At 70.2% G+C, this 13,900-nt stretch carries 12 protein-coding genes; 7 read left to right on the forward strand and 5 right to left on the reverse strand.

Annotation, left to right across the window (positions count from 1 at the left end):
• Nucleotides 1–34: 34 nt before the first annotated feature.
• From ABE505_RS10115 to ABE505_RS10125, 3 genes are all read left to right on the forward strand, one after another.
• A complete protein-coding gene (locus ABE505_RS10115; RefSeq protein WP_346444338.1) occupies nucleotides 35–277 on the forward strand; it encodes a SlyX family protein in 243 nt (80 codons plus the stop codon).
• Between the two features lie 116 nt (nucleotides 278–393).
• Entirely contained in the window at nucleotides 394–1,032 is a 639-nt protein-coding gene (locus ABE505_RS10120) for a DUF2058 family protein (RefSeq protein WP_346444339.1), read from the forward strand.
• Between the two features lie 2 nt (nucleotides 1,033–1,034).
• Nucleotides 1,035–1,778 carry a transporter gene (locus tag ABE505_RS10125; protein WP_346444340.1) on the forward strand — a complete coding sequence of 248 codons (744 nt, stop codon included), beginning with the start codon at nucleotides 1,035–1,037 and terminating at the stop codon, nucleotides 1,776–1,778.
• Between the two features lie 81 nt (nucleotides 1,779–1,859).
• Here ABE505_RS10125 and ABE505_RS10130 read toward each other — a convergent pair whose 3' ends face one another.
• From ABE505_RS10130 to ABE505_RS10145, 4 genes are all read right to left on the reverse strand, one after another.
• Entirely contained in the window at nucleotides 1,860–3,269 is a 1,410-nt protein-coding gene (locus tag ABE505_RS10130; protein ID WP_346444341.1) for an amidohydrolase family protein, read from the reverse strand.
• Between the two features lie 72 nt (nucleotides 3,270–3,341).
• Nucleotides 3,342–6,056, reverse strand: coding sequence for a methionine synthase (gene metH, locus ABE505_RS10135; RefSeq protein WP_346444342.1), 2,715 nt, complete (start codon nucleotides 6,054–6,056; stop codon nucleotides 3,342–3,344).
• Nucleotides 6,053–7,147 (reverse strand): homocysteine S-methyltransferase family protein, encoded by a 1,095-nt coding sequence (locus tag ABE505_RS10140; RefSeq protein ID WP_346444344.1) that lies wholly within the window; start codon nucleotides 7,145–7,147, stop codon nucleotides 6,053–6,055. Before ABE505_RS10140 ends, metH begins: the two co-directional genes overlap by 4 nt.
• On the reverse strand, nucleotides 7,144–8,073 hold the full coding sequence (locus tag ABE505_RS10145; RefSeq protein ID WP_346444346.1) for a metalloregulator ArsR/SmtB family transcription factor: 930 nt from the start codon (nucleotides 8,071–8,073) through the stop codon (nucleotides 7,144–7,146). The genes ABE505_RS10140 and ABE505_RS10145 overlap by 4 nt, the downstream gene beginning before the upstream one ends.
• A gap of 154 nt (nucleotides 8,074–8,227) precedes the next feature.
• Between ABE505_RS10145 and ABE505_RS10150 the strand changes: the two genes are divergently transcribed.
• Nucleotides 8,228–8,803: an NUDIX hydrolase gene (locus ABE505_RS10150; protein WP_346444348.1), complete on the forward strand. Its 576-nt coding sequence runs from the start codon at nucleotides 8,228–8,230 to the stop codon at nucleotides 8,801–8,803.
• 43 nt (nucleotides 8,804–8,846) lie between these two features.
• Here the strand turns inward: ABE505_RS10150 and serA are convergent, their stop codons facing one another.
• Nucleotides 8,847–10,079, reverse strand: coding sequence for a phosphoglycerate dehydrogenase (gene serA, locus ABE505_RS10155; RefSeq protein WP_346444417.1), 1,233 nt, complete (start codon nucleotides 10,077–10,079; stop codon nucleotides 8,847–8,849).
• Between the two features lie 192 nt (nucleotides 10,080–10,271).
• Between serA and ABE505_RS10160 the strand changes: the two genes are divergently transcribed.
• The 3 genes from ABE505_RS10160 (at nucleotide 10,272) to ABE505_RS10170 (ending at nucleotide 13,870) form a co-directional block, all read left to right on the forward strand.
• Nucleotides 10,272–11,660: an FAD-binding oxidoreductase gene (locus tag ABE505_RS10160; protein WP_346444350.1), complete on the forward strand. Its 1,389-nt coding sequence runs from the start codon at nucleotides 10,272–10,274 to the stop codon at nucleotides 11,658–11,660.
• Between the two features lie 76 nt (nucleotides 11,661–11,736).
• Nucleotides 11,737–12,036: a DUF2388 domain-containing protein gene (locus tag ABE505_RS10165; RefSeq protein WP_346444352.1), complete on the forward strand. Its 300-nt coding sequence runs from the start codon at nucleotides 11,737–11,739 to the stop codon at nucleotides 12,034–12,036.
• Between the two features lie 4 nt (nucleotides 12,037–12,040).
• Nucleotides 12,041–13,870 carry a DUF4105 domain-containing protein gene (locus ABE505_RS10170; RefSeq protein ID WP_346444353.1) on the forward strand — a complete coding sequence of 610 codons (1,830 nt, stop codon included), beginning with the start codon at nucleotides 12,041–12,043 and terminating at the stop codon, nucleotides 13,868–13,870.
• Nucleotides 13,871–13,900 lie beyond the last annotated feature (30 nt).

Below are 13,900 nucleotides of genomic sequence, written 5' to 3' on the forward strand. Positions count from 1 at the left end.
CATCGCCGGGCCGCGACGGTGGGGATGCCGTGCGATGACCGGTGCCAAGATCGATGCCGAGGTCCATTCGGCGCTCGAGCAGCGGGTGACCGAACTGGAGACGCGGCTGGCCTTCCAGGAACACACGATCTCCGAGCTCAACGACGCGCTCACCGCCGCGCGGCTCGAACTCGTGGCCCAGACCGGCCTGTTGCGCCGGGTCATGGACGACCTGCGCCAGGCGCGTACGGTGCAGTTTCCGGACCCGGGGCAGGAGCCGCCCCCGCCGCATTACTGACGCATCCGCATGATCGAAAGTCCAGTGCCGGGCCTGTGTGCCCGGTCGGTGTCCGCCACCGCTGTTTCATTGTTCACCATGTCCACTGTTTCCGTTCCAGGCGAGGTCCTTCCTCCATGAGCGATACCCTGCGCGACCAGTTGCTCGGTCTGGGCTTCAAGGCGCCGGCCAAACCGGCCAAGCCGCCACCGCGCCGCGACGAGCGCCGGGGACGTCCGGACGAGCGCCGCAGTGGCGGTAAGCGGGCCGAGGGGGGGCGACCGGATGGACCGGCGCGGCCGCCCGGCCGACGCGATGCACAGGGTCCACGCAAGCCGCGGCCGCCGCGCGAGGACATCGACCTGGCCAAGGCCTATGCGATCCGCGCCCAGCGCGAAAAGGACGAGCGCATCGAGGCCGAGCGCCAGCGGCAGGAACAGGCCCGGCTGCGCCGCGAGGCGCGCGCCAAGCTCGAAGCGTTCGTCAAGGACAAGGCGCTCAACCGCGCCGATGCCGATATCGCCCGGCATTTCGAATATGGCGGCAAGATCAAGCGCATCCATGTCGATGCCGAGCAACTGCGCGCGCTCAATGCCGGCGAACTCGGTGTGGTGCAGGTCAACGGCCGCTACCTGCTGGTGACCGCGGCGGTGCTGGCCGAGGCCGAAACGATGTTTGCGCAGGCGGTCGCGCTGAAGGTGGACCCGTCCACACCGGTGGGCGACGACCCCTACAGTGATCCCAAGTACCAAGTGCCCGACGACCTGGTCTGGTGATCATGCGCGCCGCCGGGCTGTGCCTCGCATTGTTGCCGGTCGGCGCCACCTGGGCGCAGGAGATCGCATTCGACCGACCGGGGATCGGGTTCTCGGCGGCCGTGCTCGCGCCCGGGCAGGTGGCCTGGGAGCAGGGCCTGCCTGACTTCGAGCGCGATCGCGACGAAGGCGTGCGCACGACTGAAACGACCTCCGGCAGTACGCTGCGCGTGGGCCTGGGCGCAGCGCTGGAACTGCAGCTGTCTGCGACGCCGTGGCAACGCAGCTCGACGCGCGTTGTCGGCGGCGCACGGCAGGTGGCCGAGGGCGCGGGCGACAGCAGCATCGGCCTGAAGTGGGCATTGCCCAGCGCCGGTGCGCTCGACTGGGCGCTGCTGGCGCGTTACGGCCTGGCGACCGGATCGCGCGGGCTGCGTCCCGACACCCACCTGCGCAGCTTTGGCGCGTCGGTCGAGGGCGAGACCGACGGCGGGCGCGGCTACGCGCTGTTCGCCGGCTATCAGCACGACGACGACGGCAGCGGCTGGCAGATCGCGCCGAGCCTGGACCTGTTCGAGGCCGGCACGTTCGCCGGCTATGTCGAGGCGGGTGTCGGCGGCGGAACGCAGGCCGGGACGGTCATCGGCAGCGGCCTGACCTGGCGTCCGCAACCGCGGGTGCAGTTCGACTTGTCGCTGCTGCGCGGTGTCGGCGGCGACGCGCCCGATTGGCAGGGCGGCTTCGGCGTTGCGGTCGGGTTCCGCTGACGGCGCGGGGGGCGACCGAGCGCACGGCAGCACGCGAGATTCTGCGTGACAATCCGACTCTGACCCCGGTTCTGGGGTGACTCAAGGCGCGCGGTACTCGGCAACCGGGCCCGCGACCCTGCGGCCGGCCTGCCAGACTGCTGCGATCGTGCGCAGGTTGCGGATGTCGGCCAGTGGGTCGGCGGCGACCACGATGAAGTCCGCACGTCGGCCCGGCTGCAGCAGGCCGCGGTCGTCCAGGCGCAGCAGGTGCGCCGAATCGCGGGTCGCCACCGTCAGCGCCTGTTGCGGGCTGAAACCGGCCTGCATCATCAGTTCGAGTTCGCGGTGCTCGGCGAAGCCCGGCACGCGGCGCGGCAGCGCGCCGGCATCGGTGCCGAACCCGATCCGGACGCCGGCCTCGCGCAGCGTCGACAGATTGCGCAGGTTCGTGGCGAGCGCGGCGCGCGCCTTCGCGGTCTGTGGGTCGCGCAGCGTGTCGGCACGCCACTGCGGATCGGACCACTGGGCGCGGACTGCCTCGGGCAACGCGTTGCGCAGGAATGGCGTTTCCAGCCACTCGGGATGCTCGGCATAGATGTAGTTCGCCTCGTCGATCTGCAGCGTCGCGATGTAGCCGGCGTTCGAGGTGCGCAGCGCGGCGACGAACGCCGGGTCGACCGGCTGGTCGCGCACGCCGTGGGCGACGATGTCCAGGCCGCTGGCGACGAGATCGGTGGCCGGCGCGAGATCGTGGATATGCGCGGCGGCAAGCAGCTTCTGGCGATGGGCCTCGTCGATCGTGGCGCGATAGACCTCGGGTGCCATCGGTGCGACCTGGCCGCCGAGGGCATCGACCCACAACTTGACGATGTCGACGCCGCTTTCCGCCTGCGCCCGGACCGCGGTGCGGGCCGCGGCGGCGGTCGCCGGGCGCGCCACTGGATCGTGCACCAGACCCATGTTCGCGGCGGGCGGCGCGCCGCCGGGTGCGCCGATGCCGCCGCCTGCGCCGAGCAGTTGCGCACCCAGTGTCGGATCGCCGGTCACGGCGTTGCGAATGTCGCCGAACGCCGCGCCGTTCATGCCCAGCGACATCACCGTGGTGACCCCGTAGGCCTGGAACTGGCGCAGGTCGCGCACGACGTGCGTGCGGGTGTAGAAGCGGTCGCCGTGGGCAGTGCCCTCGGTGTTGCCGACGTGCGCGTGGGCGTTGACCAGGCCGGGCACGATGAACCGGCCGCGGTAGTCGATGCGCTCGGCGTCGATGGGCAGGTCGTCGGCGTCCGGCTGCGCGATGCGTGCGACGAGGCCGTCGCGGATCACCAGCGTGACCTGGCCCAGGTCGCGTTCGCCGTCGAACACCCGAGCATGCTCGATGACGATCGGCGGGGGCGAGGGCGGCGCATCGGCTTGCATGGTCGCCGATGGGCCGGTAACGGGACTGCAGGCGGCGGCCAAGCAACCGATCGCGGCCAACGTCAGGGCGCCGGCGGTACGGCGTCGAAGCATGCACAGATCCTCAGCGCGAAGCAGGCGCCGAGGATAGGGGGGCGGTCGTGATGGGCATGCGCAGCCCGGCGCTCAATCCGGGTCGTAGTCCAGATTCGAGGCCAGCCAGCGTTCGGCCTGCGCCAGCGGCACGCCCTTGCGCTTGGCGTAGTCGTGCACCTGCTCCTTGGAAACCCGGCCGACGACGAAGTACTGGCTGCGCGGATGGCTGAAGTAGTAGCCCGACACCGCCGCGGTGGGCAGCATCGCGAAGCTCTCGGTCAGCGTCATACAGGCGTTGGCCTCGGCGTCGAGCAGGTCGAACAGCGTGCGCTTTTCGCTGTGCTCGGGGCAGGCCGGGTAGCCGGGGGCAGGGCGGATGCCGCGGTATTGCTCGCCGATCAGCGCGTCGTTGTCGAGCGCTTCGTCGGCCGCGTAGCCCCAGTAGTCGGTCCGCACGCGCTGGTGCAGCCGTTCGGCCAGCGCTTCGGCCAGACGGTCTGCCAGCGCCTTGAGCAGAATCGCGTTGTAGTCGTCGTGTGCCGCCTCGAAGCGCGCGACGTGCGGCTCGATCCCGATGCCCGCGGTGACTGCGAACGCCCCGATCCAGTCCTGCACGCCGCTGTCGGCCGGCGCGATGAAGTCGGCCAGGCAGAAGTCCGGCCGCTCGACCGGCTTGTCGACCTGCTGGCGCAGAAAGTGCAGGCGGACGCGGCCGTGCGCGTGCTCGGGGACGACCACGTCGACATCGTCGCCGACGCGGGTCGCCGGCCACAGCCCGAACACCGCCTTGGCGGTGAGCCATTTCTCCTCGACGATCCGGCGCAGCATCGCCTGTGCATCGGCCAGCAGCTCGCTGGCCTGCGCGCCGACGATCTCGTCGGTCAGGATCGCTGGATACTTGCCGAACAACTCCCAGGCATTGAAGAAGGGAGTCCAGTCGATGACCGGCAGCAGGTCGTCGAGCGGGTAGTCCTCGAACACGTGCAGGCCGGGGCGGCGCGGCGTTGGCGGCACATAGGTCTCCCAGCCGCCGTCGAAGGCCTGGGCGCGCGCCTTGTCCAGTGCGACCAGCCGCTTGGCGTCGCCGCGATTGGCGTGGCGCGCGCGGATCTCGGCGTAGTCGGCATCGTTGGCGGCGACGAAGGCCGGTCGCAGTTCGGGGCTGATCAGCGACTGCACGACGCCGACCGCGCGCGAGGCGTCCTTGACCCAGACGGTCGGCGCGCCATAGTGCGGCGCGATCTTCAGCGCGGTGTGCGCGCGCGAGGTGGTCGCCCCGCCGATCAGCAACGGCAGCGTGAAGCCCTGACGCTTCATCTCGCGCGCGACGTGGCTCATCTCTTCCAGCGATGGGGTGATCAGCCCCGACAGGCCGATGACATCGGCCTGCACCTCACGGGCTTTGTCGAGGATCGTCTGCGCCGGCACCATGACCCCCAGGTCGACGACCTCGAAGTTGTTGCAGGCCAGCACCACGCCGACGATGTTCTTGCCGATGTCGTGCACATCCCCCTTGACCGTTGCGATCACGATGCGGCCATTGGACTTGCCCGCATCGCCGGTGCGCGCCTTCTCGGCCTCGATGTGCGGCAGCAGCCAGGCGACCGCCTTCTTCATCACGCGGGCAGACTTGACCACCTGCGGCAGGAACATCTTGCCGGCGCCGAACAGGTCGCCGACGACGTTCATGCCGGCCATCAGCGGCCCTTCGATGACTTCCAGCGGCCGCGCGAACTGCAGCCGCGCTTCTTCGGTATCGGTATCGACGTACTGGTCGATGCCGTGCACCAGGGCATGGGTCAGGCGTTGCTGGACCGGCGCTTCGCGCCAGCCGAGTGTCTCGGTCTTGGCCGCACCCTTGCGGCCCTTGTAGCGCTCGGCCAGTTCGAGCAGCCGTTCGGTCGCGTCGGAGCGGCGATTGAGCACGACATCCTCGACGCACGCGCGCAACTCGGGATCGAGTTCGTCGACGATCGGCATCGCGCCGGCGTTGACGATGCCCATGTCCATGCCGGCCGCGATCGCGTGGTACAGGAACACCGCGTGGATCGCCTGGCGCACGACCTCGTTGCCGCGGAACGAGAAAGAGACGTTCGACACGCCACCCGAGACATGGCAATGCGGCAGCGTGGCGCGGATCTCGCGCGTGGCCTCGATGAAGTCGACCGCGTAGTTGTCGTGCTCGGGGATGCCGGTGGCGATCGCGAAGATGTTCGGATCGAACACGATGTCCTCGGGCGGGAAGCCCACGACTTCGGTCAACAGTCGGTAGGCGCGGGTACAGATCTCGACCTTGCGCGCGCGGGTGTCGGCCTGGCCGGTCTCGTCGAAGGCCATGACCACGACCGCCGCGCCATAGCGCAGTACCTTGCGCGCCTGTGCCAGGAACGTCGCCTCGCCCTCCTTGAGCGAGATCGAGTTGACCACGCCCTTGCCCTGCAGGCAGCGCAAGCCGGCCTCGATCACGCTCCACTTCGAGGAGTCGACCATCACCGGGATACGTGCGATGTCGGGTTCGGCGGCGATGAGGTTCAGAAACGTGGTCATCGCCCGCTCGGAGTCGAGCATGCCCTCGTCCATGTTGACGTCGAGGATCTGCGCGCCGCCCTCGACCTGCTGGCGCGCGACCTCCACCGCCTCGGCGTAGCGGTCTTCGCGGATCAGCTTGCGGAACGCGGCCGAGCCGGTGACGTTGGTGCGTTCGCCGACGTTGACGAACAGCAGTTCCGGGGTGATCACCAGCGGTTCGAGGCCCGATAGGCGAGTGAAACGCGGTGCTGGAGACTGGCCTGCGGGCGCGCTCATGCGGCGTCGGCCCGGTGGCCGACCGGCGTGCGCGGGGCGACATTGCGCATCGCGTCGGCAATCGCGCGGATGTGTGCAGGCGTGGTGCCGCAGCAGCCGCCGACGATGTTCAGCAGCCCGGCGGTCGCGAATTCGTGCAGGGTCGCGGCCATGTCTTCGGGGGTTTCGTCGTAACCGCCGAAGGCATTGGGCAGCCCGGCATTGGGGTGGCAGGAAACATGGACCTCGGCGATCTGCGCCAGGGTGTCGACGTGGGGCCGCAGGTCCTTGGCGCCGAGTGCGCAGTTGAGCCCGATCGACAGCGGCCGCGCATGGCGCAGCGAGTACCAGAACGCTTCGGCGGTCTGTCCCGACAGCGTGCGGCCCGAGGCGTCGGTGATCGTGCCCGAGATCATCACCGGCACCCGGCCGCCGAGATCGTCGAACACCGTCTCCACCGCGAACAGCGCGGCCTTGGCATTGAGGGTGTCGAACACCGTCTCGACCATCAGCACGTCGGCGCCGCCCTCGATCAGGCCATGGGCGGCCTCGCGGTAGATGCGCACCAGGTCCTCGAACGTCACCGCGCGGAAGCCCGGATCGTTGACGTCGGGGCTGATCGATGCGGTGCGGCTGGTTGGGCCGAGGATGCCGGCGACGAAGCGCGGCCGCCCGGGCGTGCGCGCCTGCGCGGCATCGCAGGCCGCGCGCGCGAGCGCGGCGCCCTCGCGATTGAGTTCGCGTGCCAGGTGCTGCAAGCGGTAATCGGCCAGCGACACTGCGGTCGAGTTGAAGGTATTGGTCTCGACCAGGTCGGCGCCGGCCTCGAGATAGGCGGCGTGGATGCCGCCAATGATGTCGGGCCGGGTCAGCGTGAGCAGGTCGTTGTTGCCGCGCTGGTCGGCGGCCTCGCAGCCGCAACCGGCGCCATGGGCATGGCCGTCGACAGCGTGCAGCGCGTCGAAGCCGCCGGCGAAGCGCGTGCCGCGGTAATCGGCCTCGGTCAGTCCATGCTGCTGGATCATCGTGCCCATGCCGCCGTCGAGCACGAGGATGCGCTGCGCGAGCGCGGCCTCGAGCGCGGCGACGCGGTCGGGGTGCAGCCAGGTCACGGCTTTCTCGCGATGATCGAGATCACCTGGAAGTGCGGCGGCCGCTTCTCGCGCGTCACCGTCTCGGCGCTGTGGATCTCCAGCCCGGCCTTGGTGACGAAGCGGCGCAGTTCCTTGTCAGGGAACCCCAGGTTGGCATGGCCGTAGGCCTGCACGACCGCTTCATGGCCATGGCGGTCGAGGCTCGACAGCAGCAGCCGGCCGCCGGGGCGCAGCACCCGCGCGGCCTCGGTGACCGCCTGCGCCGGGCGCGTGGCATAGGTCAGCGCATGCATCAGCACGACGAGGTCGAAGCTGGCGTCCTCGAACGGCAGCGCGTGCATGTCGCCTTCGCGGACCTCGACGTTGCGGAAGCGCTTGAGGCGCTCGGCCGACGCGGCGACCACGCGCGCACTTGCATCGAGACAGACGTAGCGATGGGCGTGCGGCGCCAGCAGTTCGGCGAGGACGCCATCGCCCGAGGCGATGTCGAGCACGTCGCCGGTCTCGAGCAACGGCAGTGCCGAGCGCGCGAGGGCTTCCCAGGTCCGCCCGGGCGAGTAGTGCCGCTCCATGTCGCCGGCCACGCTGTCGGCCCAGTTCTGGTCTGCGGCGCGCATCGCCAGCACCGACGGGATGCGCTCGGCGTCCTGGCGCAGCAACGGATCGTCGCTGCCGGTGCTCAGCGCCTGCCACAATGCGCGCTGTGCCGGGTCGAGCGCGGCGTCGTCGAATCGGTAGTAAGCCGACACGCCGGCACGGCGATCGCGGACCAGGCCGGCTTCCTTGAGGCGCGCCAGGTGCGTGGAGACGCGCGGCTGCGCGAGTCGGGTGATCGACGACAGCTCGGCCACCGTCAGTTCCTCGACTTCGAGCAGCGCCAGCAGCCGGACGCGGGTCGGATCGGCGAGGGTCTTGAGCCGCGCCGACCAGGCTTCCAGGTCCATAAATATCTCCATATCGCGATACAGAGATAATTTTCGGCGCGGGGCGGGGTGCGGTCAAGCCGCAGGCATCCTGCGTTCGGGTGCCGGCCACCTTGCAGCCGCGCGGCCGAGCGCCGATGCTGCGCGTCCCCACGCTGCTCCAGGTCCGCACCGCATGTCCGCTTCCCGCCCATCGCGCGCGCCAGCGCTGGCCGCCGCCTTCGCCGACTACGCGGTTCGGCATCCTGACGAGCGCGCGACCGTCGATGAGTTCGTTGCGCTGCTCGACGATCCGCTCGATCCGTTCGTGCGCGAACGCCTCGCGGGCCATTTCACCGCATCGGCGCTGGTGGTCTCGGCCGACGGCCAGCGCACCTTGCTGACCCACCACCGCAAGCTGAATCTGTGGCTGCAGCCGGGTGGCCACGCCGACGGCGACATCGACCTGGCACGCGTGGCGATGCGCGAGACCGAGGAGGAGACCGGCCTGCAGGGCGTGGCGGTGCTGCCGGCGATCTTCGATCTCGACCGGCACTGGATCCCCGAGCACAAGGGCGTGCCCGCGCACTGGCACTACGACGTGCGCTATCTCGTGCGTGCCGGTGCCGACGAGCGTTTCGCGGTCAGCGCCGAATCCCATGCGCTCGCGTGGCGCCCCCTTGCCGACGTCGCCGCCGGCACCGAGTACGACGCGTCCTTGCGCCGCATGGCGCGCAAGTGTCTGGACGGGTGGGGGATTCCGGTCGGCTGAGCTTCGCGAGGGCCCGCCGGCCCGATGCCCCGATCCCGATGGCCTAGTACAGCACTCGCGTGCGCAGCGTGCCGTCGATCTTCGACAATTCGCTGCGCAGGCGCTCGGCCTGCTCGCGGGTCGCGCCGACGTCGATGACCACGTAGCCGACATTGGCGGTGGTGCGCAGATACTGGCCGTCGATGTTGATCGCCTGGCGCGAGAACACCTCGTTGATCTTCACCAGCACGCCGGGCACGTTGCGGTGCAGGTGCAGGATGCGGTGGCTGCCGACATGCTCGGGCAGCGTGACCTCGGGGAAATTGACCGCCGACAGCGTGCTGCCGTTGTCGCTGTAGCGCACGAGCTTGGCGGCGACTTCGATGCCGATGTTGTCCTGCGCCTCGAGCGTGCTGCCGCCCACGTGCGGGGTCAGCAGCACGTTGTCGTGGGCGGCCAGCGGGGAGTCGAAGACGTCATCGTTGCCCTTGGGCTCGACCGGGAACACGTCGATCGCCGCGCCGCCGACATGCCCGGTGCGCAGCGCGGCGTCGAGCGCGTCGATGTCGACCACGGTGCCACGCGAGGCATTGATCAAGTGCGCGCCGGGCTTCATCGCGGCGAGCTCCGCGGCGCCGAACATCAGCTTGGTCGCCGGGGTCTCGGGTACGTGCAGGGTCACCACATCGCTGCGTGCGAGCAGGTCGTCCAGCCCGGTCGCGCTGCGGGCGTTGCCAAGCGAGAGCTTGGTCTCGATGTCGTGGAACAGCACCTGCATGCCCAGCGATTCAGCGAGCACGCCGACCTGGGTGCCGATATGGCCGTAGCCGACGATGCCCAAGGTCTTGCCGCGCGCCTCGTGGCTGCCCAGCGCGGACTTGCTCCAGCCGCCGCGATGGCACTGCGCGTTCTTCTGCGGGATGCCGCGCAGCAGCATGATCGCCTCGGCGACCACCAGTTCGGCGACGCTGCGGGTGTTGGAGTAGGGCGCATTGAACACCGGGATGCCGGCCAGTTCGGCTGCTTCCAGGTCGACTTGGTTGGTGCCGATGCAGAAGCAGCCGACCGCGAGCAGCCGGCGCGCGTGGGCGATGACCTCGGCGCTGAGCTGGGTGCGCGAGCGGATGCCGACGATGTGCGCATCGGCGATCTTGGCCAGCAGTTGGTCTTCGGGCAGCGACTTGGGATGCACCTCGATCTGCGTGTAGCCGGCGGCCTTGAAGGTGTCGACGGCGCTCTGGCTGACGCCTTCGAGCAGCAGGACGCGGATGTCCGCGCGGGGAAACGAGGTCTTCATCGAGGCTGCGGCCGCCGGTCGGGAGGAGCGCATCATGGTGCCAGAAGGCCGCCGCTGTTGCAGCGCAGCAGATGGTGCCGGACCGAGAGATGCGCGCCAGCCGCTTCGGCCCCGGACCGAGGCGGCGCGGACGCTGGACGCCTGCAGGCGCGGCTGGCAGGCTGGCCCGCCGTACCGCGATTCCTTCACACCATGTCCGATGCCCGCATCGCCCGGCTGCAAGCCGCCGTCCCGACCCTGCAGGTGCGGACCGATCCGGCCGATCTGGCCTATTTCGGCGTCGACTGGACGCGGCGCTGGACCCCCGCGCCGCTGGCGGTCGCGCTGCCGGCCGATATCGCCGAGGTCCAGGCCACGGTGCGCTGGGCGCGCGACGAAGGCGTGGCGATCGTGCCCTCGGGCGGCCGGACCGGGCTGTCGGGCGGCGCGGTCGCCGCTCATGGCGAACTGGTGTTGAGCCTGCAACGGATGAACCGCGTGCTCGACTTCGACCCGGTCGACCGGATCCTGACCGTGCAGCCGGGCATCGCGCTCGAAGCGGTGCAGGAGGCGGCGCGCGGCCATGGGCTGGCCTATCCGGTCGACTTCGCCGCGCGCGGCTCGTGCACGATCGGTGGCAACATCGCGACCAACGCCGGCGGCATCCGGGTGCTGCGCTACGGCAACACCCGCGAGTGGATCGCCGGTCTCAAACTGGTGACCGGCACCGGCGAGCTGCTCGATCTCGGCCGCGGGCTGGTCAAGAACTCCAGCGGCTACGACTTGCGGCACCTGGCCATCGCCTCGGAGGGCACGCTGGGCATCATCGTCGAAGCCAGCCTGAAACTGACCGCGCCGCCGCCGGCCACGCGCACGCTGCTGCTGGCGCTGCCGTCGTTCGAGGGCCTGATGCAGGTGTTCCAGGCGCTGCGCGCGCGGCTGGCCCTGGAGGCCTTCGAGTTCTTCACCGATCGCGCCCTGCACCACGTGGTCGCGCATGGCGCGCAGGCGCCGTTCGAGGCCGCGCACCCCTTCTATGTCGTCGCCGAGTTCGCCTGCGAAGGCGAGGCCGGCGAGGTCGCCATGCTGTCGGCGTTCGAGCATTGCGTCGAGCAGGGTTGGGTCGAGGACGGCGTGATCGGTCAGAGCGAGGCGCAGGCCGCGCAGCTGTGGCGGTTGCGCGAGGGCATCACCGAAAGCCTGGCACCGCACGTGCCCTACAAGAACGACGTCTCGGTGCGGATCTCGGCGATGCCGGCGTTCCTCGAGACGGCGCAGGCGCTGCTGGCGCGCGAGTACCCGCAGTTCGACGTGGTGTGGTTCGGCCACATCGGCGATGGCAACCTGCATATCAACGTGCTCAAGCCGGCCGACCTCGCCAACGACGCGTTCGTCGCGCAATGCGAGCGCGTGACCAAACTGCTCGCGGACACCCTGCACGCGCACGGCGGCAGCATCTCGGCCGAGCACGGCATCGGGCTGGTCAAGAAGCCCTATCTCGAATCGACCCGCAGCGCGGCCGAGATCGCGGTGATGCGCGGCATCCGCCGTGCGCTCGACCCGGACGGTGTGCTCAATCCCGGCAAGCTGTTCGATGCATGACTGTCGGTCGGCCGTTGCCATGAAGGCGGCGTGAGGGCGGGGTAGAGTGTGGCCTCCCTGATGGAGATGCCCCCTGATGTCCCGATCCTCGCTCGCCTGTGCGCTGCTCGTTCTGTCCACGTCGGCGTTCGCCGGCAGTTTCGCCGGTACGACGGGCGGTGCGACGTCCGCTGGCAGCTCGGCGTCGTCGGGCAGCAGTTCGGGCAAGGACAAGATCGTGCTGCAGGCGCGCGAAGATGCTGCCGGCTTCGTCGCCAGCGACGGCCGGATCCGTGGCGCCCGTCTCGAGGCCGCATTGCGCCACCTGCGGCAGACGCGGCCCGATGCGCAGGTGGCGAGCGACCTGCAACTGGCGCAGGCCATCCTCGCGCTCTGAGCCGATGGTTTCGCGCCGTCGCCTGCGGGCCGTGGGCGTCGCGCTGTTGCTCGCCGCCGGCGCTGCGCATGCGCAGGCCTGGCGGATCGACGCAGGAACCGGCACGCCGCCGCTCGATGCCGACGCGCAGGCCGCCTCGGCCCGGCTGATCGACACGGTACTTGCGCGCCTGCCGCCGGCCTGGCGCGCCGCCGAGGGACTCGACGTGCAGCTGAGCTGGCGCGACGACCTGCCGCCGCAGGTGCACGGGCGTGCGATCGGCGACCGCATCGTGCTGCGCCGGGCGCTGCTCGATGCCGTGGCCGCCGATGGCCTGGATGCCCAGGCGACGCAGGCCGCGTCCGCCGCGCTCGTGCACGAGCTCGCGCATCGCTACGACCGCAGCCGTTACGGCGGCCTGTCGCGCGATCCGCGGCTACGCGATCTTGCAGGCTGGCCGCGCGCCCCGCTGCGGCTGGGCCTGCGGGCGCGCCACAATGCGATGACCGACCGTCGGCCCGACGCCTACGAAACCGCATCTGCGGCGGAATTCGTCGCGGTCAATCTCGAGCACTTCCTGCTCGATCCCGAGTACGCCTGCCGACGGCCCGCACTGCACGCGTACTTCACCGCGCATTTCGCTTGGGCGCCGCCCGCCGCGGACTGCGCTGGCGGGTTGCCGTTCATCGAGGCCGAGTCGCAGGCGCAGGAGGACGGCCACCTGCTGCTGGAGCTCGATCCGGCACGGGTCTGGTCGGTCGAGTACCTGTTCGCCGAGGGGAACGCGCAGCCGATGAGTCGCTGGGGCCACAGCATGCTGCGTCTGGTGATCTGCGCGCCGGGTCGCACCCCCGGGCCCGACTGCCGCTACGACCTGGCGCACCACCGCGTGCTGTCGTTCCGGGCGTTTGTCGACGATGTGCAGATCTCCAGCCTGCGCGGGCTGACGGGACGTTATCCGGCGCGGCTGTTCGTGCTGCCGCTCGACCAAGTGATCGACGAGTACACCAGGATCGAACTGCGCGGGCTGCAGTCGATTCCGCTGCACTTGTCGCCAGGCGAAATCGCGACATTGCTCGAGCGCGCGGCCAGCGTGCACTGGAGCTACGACGGCCGCTACCGGTTCGTCGGCAACAACTGTGCGGTGGAGACCTGGAAACTGCTCGATGCCGGCGTGCCGCGGCTCGACGGCCCGCGCCTGCGCAGCATCACGCCCAACGGCCTGCTGCGCAGGCTTGTACGCGACGGCATCGCCGACGTCGCGGTGCTCGATGCGCCCGATCGCGCCATGCGTGAGGGGTATTACTTTCCGGCCGCGGACCGCGAGTACGCGGCCCTGCTGGCGGTCGCCCAGGCGGCGCAGCCATTGCCGACCGGCGATGTCGCCACCTGGCTCGATCTCGATCCCGATCTGCGCGCGCCGTGGTTGGCAACGGCAGGGCAGCGTGACGGCGCAGCGCTGCTGGTGCTCGAGCACGCCGCGCAGCGGCGGCTGGAGCTGCGGCTGCGCAACATGCTCAAGCGCCGCTGGCATCTCGCGGCTGCAGAGCAGGACGCCGCGGCCGACACCCTGCATGCCCTGCTCGCTGCCGGCGACGGCCTCAGCCGTCCGGCGCAACTGCTCGACAGTGGCTACGGCTTGCCCCAGCAGACCGAGCGCGCGGCGCTGCGGGTGCAGGCCGATGCGCTCGGCCACCGCCTGCGGGCGCTGCGCGACGCGCTGGACACCCAGGGGCGCGCGGCATTGCCGCCGGACGCGCAACGACGCCTGGCGGCGACTGAGCGCAATCTCGCCATGCTCGGCGCCCACCTGCGTGAACTGCATCGCGAGGCGGGCGGGCTGCAACTCGACTGAAGCATTCGCCGCCTCGGTCGCTGGCGTTTC

It is taken from the genome of Luteimonas sp. TWI382, assembly GCF_039674545.1.
Classification (GTDB): Bacteria; Pseudomonadota; Gammaproteobacteria; order Xanthomonadales; family Xanthomonadaceae; genus Luteimonas.